Genomic DNA, 15,213 nt, shown 5'->3' on the forward strand with positions numbered 1-15,213 from the left:
TTTATTGATGTCTTCCATATTTTGTCTATTTTGATAGAATATTTTCTAAGTTTCGCGCGAGAATGACTCATAAGTAAATAGGCGAAATAAACCTTCGTATAGACACCTATTTATGATTATATTGGCAAAGTTTTTTTGCTTTTATCTCTATCAATTATATTGTTTTTTAGCTAAAAACTACCAAAAGACTTTTTATTTGTCAGATACTTTTTTTAATAATTTAGAGTATTTATTTGTGTCGTTTTACTACTGTAGTGACCCTTAAGAACTACGAATGCTTTATTTCAGTATACATGGGAGTTCACGGAAAGATATGAAATTAAGTTCTTTTTTAGAACCATAAAAAAGTCTCCAAAATCAATGACTTTGCAGGTTTGTTGAAAATTGGTGGCCCTGACGGTACAGAATTAGAACCTTTTATTGAACGATTTAAAAATTTTGAACAATTCATTTTAGAATAATTCCTTTTTGAGTTTGTCTCTAATTTTTGTTAGAAGGTCCAGTTTGCAACTGACGAAGACGAGATTTTTCGGTTTGACGAAAACGTGATGCGAAACGGTAATTCCACCAAAACCCCACTATCTCAAATTAGCGATTGGGTGATTTTTTTTAGTTATCAAGTGTCTCCAAGATCCAATTTAAACACACTTCAGAATTCATAATCGACCAAGAATGTGGATTTTTTGTGCCGTCTAATCTAAATCCTTTTCCTTGACTAACAATTACTTTAGCATTTTCATTACCCAATATCTTTAATTGATTAATCATCGAAATGATATCAATACCGTTCCAATCATATAAATCGCGATGTCTTTCGTTTATTAGCCAATCTATATCCATATCAGTAAACATTAAAAGAGGTATTTCTTTTAAATATTTTGCATTGCCACCTTCTTTTGCTCCATAGGAATAAATAGAATTCTCAATATATTTCTCTGGAAATTGATCAGGAGAGCCGCCATAAATCTTGTCCCAATTATTTTTTATAAGTCTTGCTTCATTAACTCCTGCCTGCACGATATTTCTTTTAATTTCTCTTTCACAATATTTATAAAACCTTGCTTCATCTAGAGGAGCGTCTAACGCAAAAATCCCTTTTGGAATTAAGTAATGTTTTTCAGGGTTTTTACTGGCTCTTTCTGCATAAGTTAATGAAATCATTGCGCCATTTGAAAGACCTCCAATAATAAATTTGCTTTTTGCTACTTTGTGATTTTCAACAATTTCACTAAATATTTTATCTAACATATTGAATTCTGCATCCCGATTATAAGAACTCCAATTTATCGAAGGAACAATTACCATAATTCCTTTTTCTACTGCAATTTTATACAGTGATATTTGTCTTAATGTGTTTTCAATAATTTCACCACCAGAAGGTAAAATAACCAACACTCCTTTTATTGCATTTTTGGGCATAAACTTGTAATAAAAAAGTTCTGTTGAATTTCCATCATTTATGTATAATCCTGAAGGGTCCGTTTTAGAAACCGACATTCTATCGACTTGTTTGCCTACATTGAAAATAGTGTCTAGTTCTTTATCATTTTTTTTCTTTAGTTTTTCAATTAATTTTGGCCATTCCGTTTCAGAATGTAAACTTTCTAAGTCATTATCTGTTTTTAATTGTTCAAGATATGTCCAGCCGTTATTAATTGATAATTTTAAATAAAAAAATGCGTTTTCTTTTTCATTTGCTAGGGCAGATGCACAAGCTCCGTTATATAAATCATTGGAGTTTTTAGCTTCAATTTTAAATGCTTTTTTATAGAAATCATTTGATAAGTCATATGATTTTGCATTATAGGATGAATCTGCTTTTTTAATTAAATCTTTGTAATTTTGACTGTAAGAAGTGAAAATTGTAGCAAATAATGCTAATAACGTTATTTTTTTCATTTTTATTTTTTCGTGGTAAAATATCACCCAACGTCAGTTCGTGTAAAAACTTCCGTTTGATGTGTTTGTGTTTAGTTATAAGGTAAATTTAGACGAAGTTTACTAAGGTTAGCGAAAACATAAGAAAACCAAGTGAACCTACTCTCCAAAAAAGAGTATTATAAATCCTCTTCTGTATCTCTCAACAATCATTTCGAATACTCTATAGTTGCAGAATCACATCGATTCCGTTCAACACAGGTATACTTCATTGGTTTATATTTATTTTAGTATTCGGTGATTTTCAATTCATTGTTGGTTCGTCGTGGCGAACGCAGCATATCCCTACCTATTGTGTGTTGTTTTTATCTAATTCTATTGGAATTTTCGTCAATTTTTCTTTCTTGATAATTTGAATCTTTAATCCTTCCAAATTTATAATTTATTGAAAATGATATTTCTCTTGTATCAGTATAATATATTCCTTTTGAAGCTATATCATTTATTGTGAAGTTTTCATTAAAATTCATTTTTCTAAAAACATCATTAAAGCTTAAGGTACAATCAAAATTTTTAAACAATGTTATAGATAATGCTAAATCCATTATGAATAATGAGTTTCTTTTAAAAACTCCTTCATTTCGTTCTGTAAAACCCCAACCTGTAACAGAAAAATCAAATTTTTTTGGTAATTCAAAAATGTGATTTGAATAATAGTATAAATATGGTTTTGACTCATTAAAAACAGCAGATTTATCTTCAATTTTGTTTAGGATAAAATTAAAATTGTTTGTAGAAGTCCAAAATTTTTGTTTAAATGGTAAAGTAAATTCTAAATTAACGCCAGACTCTCTAGCATAATTAATAGAGTTAAATGAAATCAAATTTATAGAAGAATCATACGAAAATGCAAAATATTCTGGATCTTTACTTTGAAAGAAATTTAGCTTTACAGATTTATTTTTATACTGAAAAGTCCCGGAAATTTCATCTGATATTGTTGGGTTTAAATTGATATTTCTTGAAAATACTAAAAAAGGATTTGTATAAATTGAAATTTGGCTTGTTGATGAATAATTGGGTCTTGAAATACTTTTTGCATAATTAAGACTTATAGTTTTTATACTATCTATTGGTATATCAAGTTGAAATTTAGGAAAAAAATTAGTATAATTTTTATCAATCAATAAATTATCGTCAATCTTAAATTTTCCTTTAATATTTGTGTTTTCTGTTCTTATACCAAACAAATAATTTAATTTTTTAATTTTCCCCGATAATTGAGTATAGCCTGTTATATTTTTCTCTTTAAAATTATAATTTGTAAGTTCATTATTATTTGAAATAAAATCTATAAGCTCAAAATTTGTATTTGCTTCTGCTGATAAATATAATGCCCCAATTTCCCATTTCATTTCATTTTTAAATAATTTCTCTAAATCTGTTCTACCTGAAAATACATTCACATTAAATTTTTGCTTTCTGTTTTGTGTTAAGTCAAATTGAGTGTTATCATAATTGTTTTGGATTACGCTATTTGATTTTTGATCAAAACTGGAGAATTGAAAACCAGTAAATAATTTTGCGTCTAAACTCTTTATTTTTTTGTTGTAATTTACAAACGAATTTAAAAAATTTCTGTTTTCATCATTGTTATTAAACGTTTCAATGTTATTTTGAATATTGTTTTGGTAAATGAAAGAATTAGTTGTGTTTTTGTCATTGTCTTTTTGAATTTTTCCACTCATATTAAATGATAAATAATCATCTTCATTTATTTGATGATAAATGCCACCTCCAAGAATAAATTGACATCTTTTTGTATAAGATTCGGCAATAAAATCTGACGTTATATTGTTATTTGAAATTTCAAAATTATTCCCAATACTTTCCCAAGGACTTAGTTGATTATAACTAAAATTAGTTTTTATTTCTGTTTTATTCTTTTTAAAACTTGAATTTATTCCCAAATAATTATTAAATCTTTTTTTTAAAGAAGCAACTTCAGATATGTTAGTTTCAAATCCTTCTTTTTTACTTAACTTTCTTGTAATCAAAATCACTGCTTTTCCTTCAGCTTCATATTTCGATGAAGGATTTTTTATAATTTCTATAGTTTTTATATCCTCCACGAATAAAGCATTCAAATCATTCATTCCAACCTTTTGATTATCTATATAAATTAATGGATTTCCTTTCCCAACAATTGATATGCTTTCTTTGTTCCCACTTATTTGTATACCTGGAAGTTTTGATAGCAAATCCACTGGATTTGGTATAGCTTTAAAAATTGTATTAGCAATATCTACTTTAATATTTCCGTTTGAATTAGTAAAAGTCTTTTTTTTACTCTTTAAAATGATTTCGTTTAATTCAGTAAAAATGATTTTAGATAAAACTAATTTTAGGTTTAAATTTTGATTCAAAGTGATTTTTTGATCAATATCTTCATATTCTTCGCAATAAATTTGAATATTATATTTTCCTTCTTTTAATGAAGTAAAAAACAATTGTCCATCTACAATAAATTCTGTTTTAATAATTTGATTTGTTTCTGCATCAAATAGATATGCATTGCCTTCTTTTATAATTTCATTTCCTGCACCTGTAAGTTCTACTTTTAAAGTGAAATTATTTTGTGAAAATCCAATTAAACAGAAGAAGAATAATGCGAATGAATAATATTTTTTAAGCATTTTAATTTAATAGTGTTTTTAATTAATACTTTTACAAATAAAAAAAAAACACTCGTCAAAGTGCTTTTTTTACCGTATGATTTAAGTACTAGTACTAGTACTATTTTTGAAATTTATTAATTAATTCTTTTCTATTAGAAACATTTAACTTGTTATAAATATTAGAGATATGTGTTTTAACAGTGTTTAAACTAATAAATAGCTCTTCTGCAATTTCTTTATTGCTTTTACCATCTATTATGTGTTTTTTTATCTTTATTTCTTGATTACTTAGATCTTCAATAATGGTCAATCTTTTTTGAGACTTATTTGAGTAAATAATATAGGTAAGAACTAATATAACTATTCCAAAGATGATATTTGCGATTATGCTTAAAGCTTGTTTTTTCTTTAAATTAATCAAATAGTAACTATTCAACTCTCTTTCTAGGAAAAAATATTCAAGATTATTTATTTCACTATTTTTCAATTCATCAAGTAAACGAATATAATATTCTGAATTTAGTGTAATATCTTTTTGAAGTAATTTTTTTTTATTTAATTCTTTTACACTTAGAAGTTTTATTGCTAGAGTTTTTAAAGAATCTTTTGAGTAGGCTCTAATTTTTTCTAAATAATCTTCTGTTGTAGTAGCCTTTATTTGTTTTTTAAATTTTTTAAATTTATGTTTTTCTTGGTCAATAAAATTATGTTCTTTGTTATAAATTTCTGAAGGCGATAGTTTTTTTGTTGGTATAATTTTAATATCATTTTGCCCAAATAATTTAAAGGTCATAATCAATAACAGGAAAATATATTTTTTCATTTTTATCTAAAAATTTTTAATTTGAAAAATTTGCTATAACGTCAATTTTATTTAGCATTTATCCACAAATGTATTAAGTTAAAAAAAGACTTATTTCAGCATAGGTCAAAAAAACACCCAACGTCAGTTCGTCTAAAAATTTCCGTTTGATGTGTTTTGTGCTTAATTGCAGGGTAAATATAGGCGATTTTGATTACAATTTTATTTTTTTTATAAAAAAGCAATTGGATTTGAAGCAATAAAATAAGACATTAAAAAGCTTCAAAATTAGCTTTATTATTGCATTTATGTAACGTTATGGATGTGAAAACAAAAAGTAGAGTTATGATTAAGGGGCATAATACCACTCTATAATTTAACAAAATCTTAGGGTTGGAAATTGAAGGTCCTTGACGAAGTTCCAACCAACATTGCCTATGAACACTGACTTTGTAAAAATAAAAAAAATATAATAAGGATTTTCGAACCATCAAAAAAGCCTAAAAATCTATATTTTCAGGCTTTTAATTTTTTATAGTGGTCCGTACGGGACTGTTAACGAACCATTTTTTACAGGATTTGAAGAAACTTTGTTTAAAAAATAATTACCATTTTTTAAACACTTTAATTCTAAATATTATGCATTTTTCATAAATTTTTTTACAACAATTATTAAAATCAATATATTATCTGAAGCACAAATTGAACTATTCATCATCTAATAAAAAAGTATTTCAATTATAAACATATAATGAACTTATTCTGTTTTCTTTTTCTTTAATATTTTATTAGCTGCGGTGTAAAGAACTATTAGTAATAATAAATGCAATAAATAAGACTTAGGTTCACCCTTTCCATTTACTACAGAAAAAACACGATTCCATCTTACTTTGTTAAAACCACTACCATCTTTATCCCAACTAAACCAAATAAATACTGGTTTGCCTAATATATGATCAAAAGGAACATATCCCCAAAATCTTGCATCTAAAGAGTTTTGACGGTTATCTCCCATCATCCAGTAATAATCTTGCTTAAAAGTATAACTAGTGCAAATTTTTCCATTTATTACAATTTCATGGCCATTAACTTTTAAACTATTATTTTCATATTCTTGTATAATGCGTTTATAAAAAGGAAGTGTTTTTATTTCTAATTTAATAGTCTTCCCTTTTTTAGGAATATAAATAGGTCCAAAATTGTCTACATTCCAACCCAAAGAAGAAACATGAGGAAATACATCTCCATCTTCTCCCTTTGGTAATAAATATTTTTTAACTCCTTTAACTACTGGATTATTCGCAATCGTAGCTGCTTCTTTATCTGTTAATGTCAATAGATACTCTCCATTATTTGTAAGCGCAAAATCTCCATTTCCATTCTTCAAACCTTCCCTAGCTCCATACAAGTTTACAAGGGAATTTTGATCCATATTTACACCTTGAGTATTTACAAAAAAGTTATATTGAGGTTTTGCACTTTCGGGCAATTTGGTTGCCTTTCCATTTATATAAATATTTCCTTCACGAATTTCCAAAGAATCTCCGGGTATTCCAACACAGCGTTTTACTAAATTTGTTTTTTTGTCAATCGGTTTGTAATAATTTCTTGTTGGTCTAAAATTATCCATATCCAATAAAGTATCTGCGGGTTGATTAAATACTACAATTTCATTGCGTTTAATCGTTTCAATCGAAGGGAATCTAAAATAGGGTAATTGAAACTTGTTTAATATTGACGTTTCTTTTTTTGTAACATCATCATTAAATAAATAAGATTTTACACCTGAAAAAGGAATTGAATCATGCACCATAGGCAATGCAACTGCAGTCATTGGGGTTCTTGCCCCAAAATTAATTTTACTTACAAATAAATAATCTCCAATTAACAATGTCTTTTCTAATGATGAAGTTGGAATCGTAAATGGTTGTATAATGTACGTATGGACCAATGTAGCAACAATAATAGCGAATAGAAGAGAACTTACAGTATCTTCCGTTTTAGTTTTCGGCTGTAAATCTCTATTCTCAATATATGCTAGCTTTTCAGAAGTATAGTTTAAAAAAGTAATATAGAATCCTAACGTTAGCAAAACCAATGCAGTATCCAGTCTGGAGTTTTTTCCAAAACTTCTAATAGTTTCTACCCAAACTACAGGAATCATTATAAGATTAATAACAGGAATAAAAAGTAAAAAAAACCACCAACGTGGTCGATTTATAATTTTCATTAGAATTACTAAATTATAAATCGGTATAAATGATTCTAAAGGCTTTTTTCCCGCTTTTACATAAAGTTTCCAAGTAGATAATCCATGAATAATTTGCATGATTAAAATAAAAACGAGCCATTCTGATAAAATCATATTTTTGTGTTTTAATAGTTATTTTTTATAAAAAAAATTAATAAAGAAAAACCTATACTGATATAGTATAAGTAGTTTTTCACATAATTTGTTACACAATAGTAAAATAAAAAACGAATGAAAATTCTACTTACTTTAGTTTTGCTGATTGTGTGTTTTTTTTTCTTTTATCTCAAAAATAAAGTTATGGTATAAACTTTCCTGTAATTATGACAATCATAGATTTATGACAAAACATAATTTTATAGAAAATTTAAGCATCCAAAAAAAACATCAACTCCAAACAATCTTATTTATAGACCATAAGGCGTTCGAAACAATAATTCCAGCAAATAAGGACGATGTCAGATTCAAAATAAATTCAATAATAATTTTCGAACCAAAAAAAACCTCCAAAATCAAATGACTTTGGAGGTTTGTAAATTATGGTGGTCCATACGGTACTGTTTACGAACCATTTTATGCAGGGTTTGAAGAAATTGAGTAAGTTGTAAATCAAATTAATTTGGTTCAAATCCAATTTTGGTCAATAAAAAAATAAAGTAAATTAGAGACCCTGTCGGGACAATTTTCGAACCTTTTTTTAGATGATTTGAGAAAATTAAGTCAGCTCTCATCAATTTTATAAAGTTAACGAAAATATTCAATTTTATTCTTAAACTCTATATCCACGCTAACTTTGTATATCCAACTTGGATGTGCTAATAAATAATGAAGAATTAATTAAGAGAAAAGCTATCAAAATTTACGTATATTCTTAGTTTGAATATTCAATTAGTAACCGATTATTTTTAATTATAGTATGCTAAGGTACATGAAGCATTCAACTACTAAAAATCCTTATGATGATTTATAAGATAATTATTATATATTTGGAATTAGATAAAAATCACGCTTGTCAGACAAAGAAATCCAATTTTTGGTATATAAGTGTCAATTTATCAGACCTATATGTAAGTTGGCGTCAACCTCAGTAAATACTACAAAAAAGAAAATATAATAATAGATTATGGCGAGAATTTATATAGATAAAATTTTAGTAATTACATATGAGCATGAAAAGCTACGTGAAATTTATTGGCAAAAATTATCGTCCCATATAATTCAAAAACATGAAAATTCAAAGTTTTCTAAACATGAAGATGTAGAATTAATCCTTTTTGATTGTTTTAATTTTCTGGTTAATGAATTCAAAGAAATTATCAACTCCGAAACTTTATTACCCTTCTTTTTGTATATATTTTATTTACATGAAGAATCAATTAAATTATTTGTTAAAATTTCTGCTGGTTATAGCCTAAATCAAATTTCGGAAAGTGAATTTGCTCGATATCGAAGAATTCTTAAATTAATTCTTGAACAAGGATGCGACATTAATCTTGGTTGGGGAAAATTTCCTGAAGGAAAAGAAGTTTTCGAAATGGATGAAAAATTACAAAAGCTTTTACATATCGGTACTTGGATTTATGAATTTGCAGATTTAATTGCATATCACAAAATGATTAATGAATCTAGAGAGATTAATTTTGATGAAAATAATTTATTGCAATTTAGTTGGCAGCACCACTACGGAATCGCTTATAAAAATCTTTTTCCAACTTTGTCCGAAGATTACGAAAAAGCAGTATTTGATGAAAATGCAATTGAAGAACTAAAACAAGCAATAAATCAATGCTTTGAAATAGATTATAATATTGCGGGTCAAATAATTTTTGAAATAAAAAAGTTTCACAATGCAACTTCTCCATTTCAAACAATAGAACCTTATGTACTTCCTTTAAATTTAAAAAACCATTTTCCTATAAGTGACTTTTTAGCTGAAAGTTTTTATAATGGACTATCAATATCAAGAAAAAACAAAATGTCTTTAAAAGACGTTGTTAGAAAACCATATTCCACTGAAAGATATATGTATAGACCAATTCTTATTTACAATATAGAGGGCGTCGATAGAGCATTAGTTGGTAGAGAAAAATTCGTAGAAAGCATATATGTTCTTGCAACCAACGCAATAAATTGGAATACTATTCCAAATGATTGGTTACGGAATAAAGGAATGATGAAATTTATAAGCAGAAAGGGAAATACACATGATAAAATTTTAGAAGATAAAATCGAAGCTATCTTAATTCAACAGAATCTTTTATATTCCAGAAATATAAAAACCTTTAAGCAACCTAATAAAATTAATATTAGAATAGATAATGAATTAGCTGGAGAAATTGATTACATAGTCGTAAATATCAATCTTAAAACTATTTTTGTCGCTGATTCAAAATATAATAAAGCAAGATATGAGGCAGTTGGATATAGAAGTGATTACTCAAACTTCTTCAGAACATATGAACCTCAATTAGAAAGAAAAGTTAAGTGGATTGAGGAAAATAAAATTGTCTTACAAGAACATTTAAAAATTACTAATAATTTATCAACTTTAGAAATATCAGATTTTGATGTAGTAGGTGTTTTCTTTATTAACACACCATCTTTTTATATGTTTAATGGTAATTATAAAGCAATAACGTTAAATCAAATTTCTAATTTTGTATCAGGAAATTATAAATTAATTGAATTAAATTATAATCAGAAAAAGTTTTCACATCCATATTTTAGAAAACCGTAAACAAGAGGCAGCCGCCAACACACGTCTCAAGCAATTTGCAAATTTAATTGAATTACCTTTTTTTTACCGTATTTTCATTTAGCCGGGAGCACACGTGTTCGTAAGTTGCAAACCTGCTGTATTACCGGAACGTTAGTGGATATCCCCAACAATACACTCGACTATTACAAAACGAAATAGAAACGCGAACATATATTATCAAATAATACAACGAAAAATTTAAAATGGCAGGATTTCAAACACCAATTACGATTCATCAAGCAATTGAAAGAATCAACAGAAACGAATTTTTATTACCTGCTTTTCAACGTGAGTTCGTTTGGAAACCAGCTCAAATAGAACAACTTTTTGATTCCTTAATGCAAGGATATCCTATTAGTTCAATGCTTTTTTGGAAAGTAAAAGAAAGCACAAAAGCAGATTTCAGATTTTATCAATTCTTAAAAAAATATATTGAATATCACAAAATTCATAACGACACAATTGCTACAAACGGCGTAAATGATTTTCACGCAATACTTGATGGACAACAACGCTTAACAGCATTATATATTGGGTTATGTGGCAGCTATGCTTACAAAGAATATAGGAGAGCGTACGCATATAGTGAATGGAGTTATCCAACAAGGCACTTATATTTAAACATATCTTCTGAATACACAGAAGATGAAAGTGACCGAAAATATAAATTCCTTTTTTTAGACAAAGCAGTTACTCAAGAACAAGATATCTACATAGACAATGATGAAGAAAAATGGTTCAAAGTTGGAACTGTATTGAAGTTGTATAAAAACGATAGCTTAGATGATTTTGCGGATGAGCATTTACTTTCAAGAGAATCAAAAAAATTAGTAAAGCAATTAGAGAGAGTAATCCATACAGGCTTAAACATAAATTACTATGAAGAAGACGAACAAAACCCGGATAAAGCGGTAAACATATTTGTTCGCATAAATTCTGGCGGAACAACTCTTAGCTTCTCTGATATTTTAATGTCAATTGCAAGTTGGAAACAAAAAGATGCTAGAACTGAAATCAATGACTTAGTTGACGGAATTCGAGCTAAGGGGTTCAATATAGACAAAGACTACATCTTAAAATCTTTTCTATATCTATACCACAAAGATGTTCGTTTCAAAATCACAAGTTTCAAAAACGATTTTATTAACAACATCGAATCGAATTGGGAAAATATCCGCAATTCAATTTTGAGTTTGTATGATTTGCTAAAAACATTTGGTTTAACTGACTATACACTTACAACAAATAACGCTACACTTCCAATTCTTTACTACATCTATCATAAAAATATTTTTGTCGACTTTTCAACAAAAACGATTTATAAAGAAGATAGAGAAATAATTAAAAAGTGGTTGCTTACAATTTTAGTAAGAAGAACTTTTGGCGGACAGACGGATACTGTATTGTCTCAATCAAGAAAAGCATTTACAGTTGATATTGAAAAATTAAAACTTGAAACAGTCAATCAATTTCCGTCAGCAGAAATAAATAAGGATATAAAAAAGTTCATAGACATTGGAGATGATTATATTGAAGAATTATTATTGACACAAAAAGATTCACAATATAGCTTCCCAATATTAGCCCTTCTATATCCTGACATGGACTATAAGAACAATAATTTTCATCAAGACCATTTACACCCAGCTACCATATATAACGGCATTACTGATAAAGAAAAAGAAATCTATGGATGGAGAGTATACAATTCTATTCTCAACTTACAAATGTTAGATGCTAATGAAAATATGTCAAAAAACGCTATGAGTTTGAAAGATTGGATCGAAAAAGAAACTAAAAATTCTGACCTAAAAAGATTCATGGATAACCACATTATACCACAAAACATAATTTTAGAATTATCAAACTTCACTCAGTATATTTCAGCTAGAAAAATATTATTAGTGGCTAAACTAAAAGAAATTTTAAACTAATAAGCAACCTCAATATTTAATGATGATAAAAAAAATGAACCGTTTGCTAAATACAAAAAAGATATAGCAAAACAATTAGGATTAATAAAATGACTATTTTAAAAAAAGTTTTTCGAGATCATTTGTTTCCAATTGTTTGGTTCGTCTAATCCCGAATCTTTTTCGGCTTTGATTGTTTTATTTATAAGATCCAATATTTCTTTATTGTTTTCATGATTGAAGTTGATATATATATTATAAAACTCTAAAACTACAATCTTTTAAGGAGTGTAGTTTTAGAGTTTTGTTTTATAATTTATTGGATTTTCCTAAATTTTATTTTGGAAATGAAATCATTGGAAGAGAATAAACTTTATTTTGTGCAAACTCAAAAAATCTGTATTAATTTATTATAGCTTAGTTCATCGAAATATCGATAAGTTTGTGGAGGATGAAAATTATGAAAATTTGCACGTAATTTTGAAAGAGGAATAACTTTATCTATTTTTTTTACATCTTTTAAAAAAATCCCAACAGCAACATCTTTTTCTTCAAAATAATCACAATATCTTTTTTTATCTATTCCCATCTTATCATTGTAGTTATTCCATAACTCTTCTGGATTTACCGAAATAATATCACTAACTCTACATGTTCCTATTACAGACATGACAGGACTTGTGCTGTATATTATTATTAAATCATTATTTTTAATTTTAGGAGCAGACTTTCTTAGTTCAATTGTCTTTGTTCCATTAAATATTTTTTCTACAAATTCTGGTTTTATTGAAATAAATAGTATTCTTTCTTTTTTATAATTCTTTTCCAATTTCATAAATCTTATTAAATATTTCTTTTGATACTTCCAGAGGAGAAGTGAATGTATTTTTCTTCCTGCCGTTTTCGTTTAATATTTGAGTAATCTTATTTAAACCAATTTTGTTTTTAAAAACTTCTGTGTCGCTGAACTTAATAGCTTTAATTTCTTTATCTGAATCTTTCTTTGCTAAATCATAAACATCTTTCCATTCATATATTCCAAAGTTTTTAAAACGCTGAAATAGACTTTTGGCAGGTGCAATTGTAACTTCATCTAAATAAGAGCATGCAACAATACCTTTATCTCTGCCAGTTGTTGTCCTTTTTTCGGAACTTACATACCAAAGAATGCGAGCCGGATATTTTTCCGATACAGGCATCACGTTTCTGTAATAAATATTTTCTCTATGCCAAACTAACTCGGCCTTAGCTCCAAATAAGGACTGATCCGCCTGATGAAAATCAAAAAGTTGACTTGACCAATAACTTTTAATAGGTATTATGTAAGTCGGAATTTCCAAATCTTTTAATTTAAGTGGCCACCATTGTCTTTCTAATCGAAATTTAAGAATCTTCTTATCTTCCTCATCATCTAGAGAGTTTATTTTTTCTGTTATAGATGATATATCAATATTATTAGAAATTATTGTTTCGTGGGTAATTAACTGTGATGTATCAATTATACCGTTTATTAATATTTTATTGAAACCCAGATCTTTTTTTTCAAAGTCAAACCTTTCTATTATTTGAATTTGAGCATCCGTTAAATATTTATCATCAATAATAATTTTACTCAGTCCATTTTCGGACGCATGATTCATGATATCCGTTAACAATTGATAAAATAGAATATTGGCTATTTTATTTTTTTTAGTTCTTAAAACTGTAATTGAAAACACCTCATTTGTGAATGTCCCCGCCACAAAACCAATATACTCAGTCCGACTGTCCTTAACAATTCTGATGTATGAATTTTTAAAATTACCAATTACACTATTAATCTTGTCACTTAATTCATGTTTCTTTTCATCAAGTTCTTTTGAAATAAATAAACCTGCCAACTGATTAATATCTGATGACTCTATAGATTTTGTTTCATAGTTTGCACCAGCAAGTCTTACCGAATTGTAATTATCTTTATTTTTTAATTGGTCGATATGTAATATAAATTCGGAAGGAGTGAGTACTCTTACAGAATAAAGTTCATGTACTTCATCCGAAGCACTTAAAATTTCTTTGTCGGTAGTAATGAAACAGTCAATACCTGAGGTGATACATTCAGACAATTGATTTTTATCAGAAATGTCATTAGCAGATTTGCCAGAAAGGAATTTTTCTAATTCTCCATAGATCACATTTTTTTCCTCCGGAATAAATCTAGCGTCTTTATACTTACTGATAAATTTTCGAGTGCTATCTGCTCTTGCTTTATCAGAATCTCTATTTATTTCATTAAGCATTTCTTGAGCATAAAAATAATCTACTTCATCAACAAGCCAGTCTGCATTTAGGGCTTGTATTTCATTAATTTCGTCATCTTTAATGTCTCTAAGCTTAATTAGAATATTAGCATCGAGTAAAACGTTAAACTTAGAATCTGAGACATGAATTGCAGAAAATAAATCTTGATTTCCAAAATCATAAAACCATCTTACAAGATATTTTTCTTCTTTGCTTCTGCTTCTTCCTTTACTTGCTGCTATGAAGCCGTTTTTTTCGTAGAAACGAGATGCTTCGATATAATCGGTTCTACAACTTAAGGCTATTCCTCTAAAAATATATTGGTATTTCGCTTTTACAGCATCAAGTAATTTTTTTGCAATTCCCTTATTTCTACATTCTGAATCAACACATAAATGAGCAATGGAAACAATTCCTTTTGATTGAGTAATTCTAAATAATATGTATCCCAGTAGTTGATCTTTTTCAACCGCTGCTATTATACATTTTTTCTTAGCATGATCAATAAAAGCTCCCTCGGGAAAATGTCCCAATGTATTTCCATTCTTTTTACCAAGAGCTACAACCCCCTTTAAAATTGGGTCATTAGAATCTATAACTTTAATTTCCATCCACTATTTATTGTCATTTATTAGCATTGTTTCCTACCTAAT

At 27.5% G+C, this 15,213-nt stretch carries 8 protein-coding genes; 2 read left to right on the forward strand and 6 right to left on the reverse strand.

All coding sequences use genetic code 11. From position 1 onward, the window contains the following. Window positions 1–609: 609 nt before the first annotated feature. From ACNQGJ_RS07580 to lepB, 4 genes are all read right to left on the reverse strand, one after another. Complete coding sequence (locus tag ACNQGJ_RS07580) at window positions 610–1,899, reverse strand: TPR end-of-group domain-containing protein (protein ID WP_417971669.1); 1,290 nt, start codon at window positions 1,897–1,899, stop codon at window positions 610–612. Between the two features lie 344 nt (window positions 1,900–2,243). Beyond that, window positions 2,244–4,574, reverse strand: coding sequence for an outer membrane beta-barrel protein (locus ACNQGJ_RS07585; protein WP_417971671.1), 2,331 nt, complete (start codon window positions 4,572–4,574; stop codon window positions 2,244–2,246). A 100-nt stretch (window positions 4,575–4,674) separates the two neighbouring features. After that, window positions 4,675–5,379 carry a response regulator transcription factor gene (locus ACNQGJ_RS07590; RefSeq protein ID WP_417971672.1) on the reverse strand — a complete coding sequence of 235 codons (705 nt, stop codon included), beginning with the start codon at window positions 5,377–5,379 and terminating at the stop codon, window positions 4,675–4,677. 736 nt (window positions 5,380–6,115) lie between these two features. After that, the gene (gene lepB / locus ACNQGJ_RS07595; protein ID WP_417971674.1) at window positions 6,116–7,723 is read right to left on the reverse strand and encodes a signal peptidase I; all 1,608 of its coding nucleotides are present in this window, start codon (window positions 7,721–7,723) and stop codon (window positions 6,116–6,118) included. 1,009 nt (window positions 7,724–8,732) lie between these two features. Here lepB and ACNQGJ_RS07600 point away from each other — a divergent pair. Together ACNQGJ_RS07600 and ACNQGJ_RS07605 are read left to right on the forward strand one after the other, a co-directional pair. Further along, window positions 8,733–10,346, forward strand: a complete 1,614-nt coding sequence (locus tag ACNQGJ_RS07600) for a hypothetical protein (protein WP_417971676.1) — start codon at window positions 8,733–8,735, stop codon at window positions 10,344–10,346. Window positions 10,347–10,570: 224 nt separating this feature from the next. Then, window positions 10,571–12,301: a DUF262 domain-containing protein gene (locus ACNQGJ_RS07605; RefSeq protein WP_417971678.1), complete on the forward strand. Its 1,731-nt coding sequence runs from the start codon at window positions 10,571–10,573 to the stop codon at window positions 12,299–12,301. Window positions 12,302–12,668: 367 nt separating this feature from the next. Here ACNQGJ_RS07605 and ACNQGJ_RS07610 read toward each other — a convergent pair whose 3' ends face one another. Together ACNQGJ_RS07610 and ACNQGJ_RS07615 are read right to left on the reverse strand one after the other, a co-directional pair. Continuing rightward, window positions 12,669–13,109 carry an ASCH domain-containing protein gene (locus tag ACNQGJ_RS07610; RefSeq protein ID WP_417971680.1) on the reverse strand — a complete coding sequence of 147 codons (441 nt, stop codon included), beginning with the start codon at window positions 13,107–13,109 and terminating at the stop codon, window positions 12,669–12,671. Then, on the reverse strand, window positions 13,093–15,171 hold the full coding sequence (locus ACNQGJ_RS07615; protein WP_417971682.1) for a GNAT family N-acetyltransferase: 2,079 nt from the start codon (window positions 15,169–15,171) through the stop codon (window positions 13,093–13,095). The genes ACNQGJ_RS07610 and ACNQGJ_RS07615 overlap by 17 nt, the downstream gene beginning before the upstream one ends. Window positions 15,172–15,213: the final 42 nt, after the last annotated feature.

The organism is Flavobacterium cryophilum (assembly GCF_048286555.1).
Lineage (GTDB): Bacteria > Bacteroidota > Bacteroidia > Flavobacteriales > Flavobacteriaceae > Flavobacterium.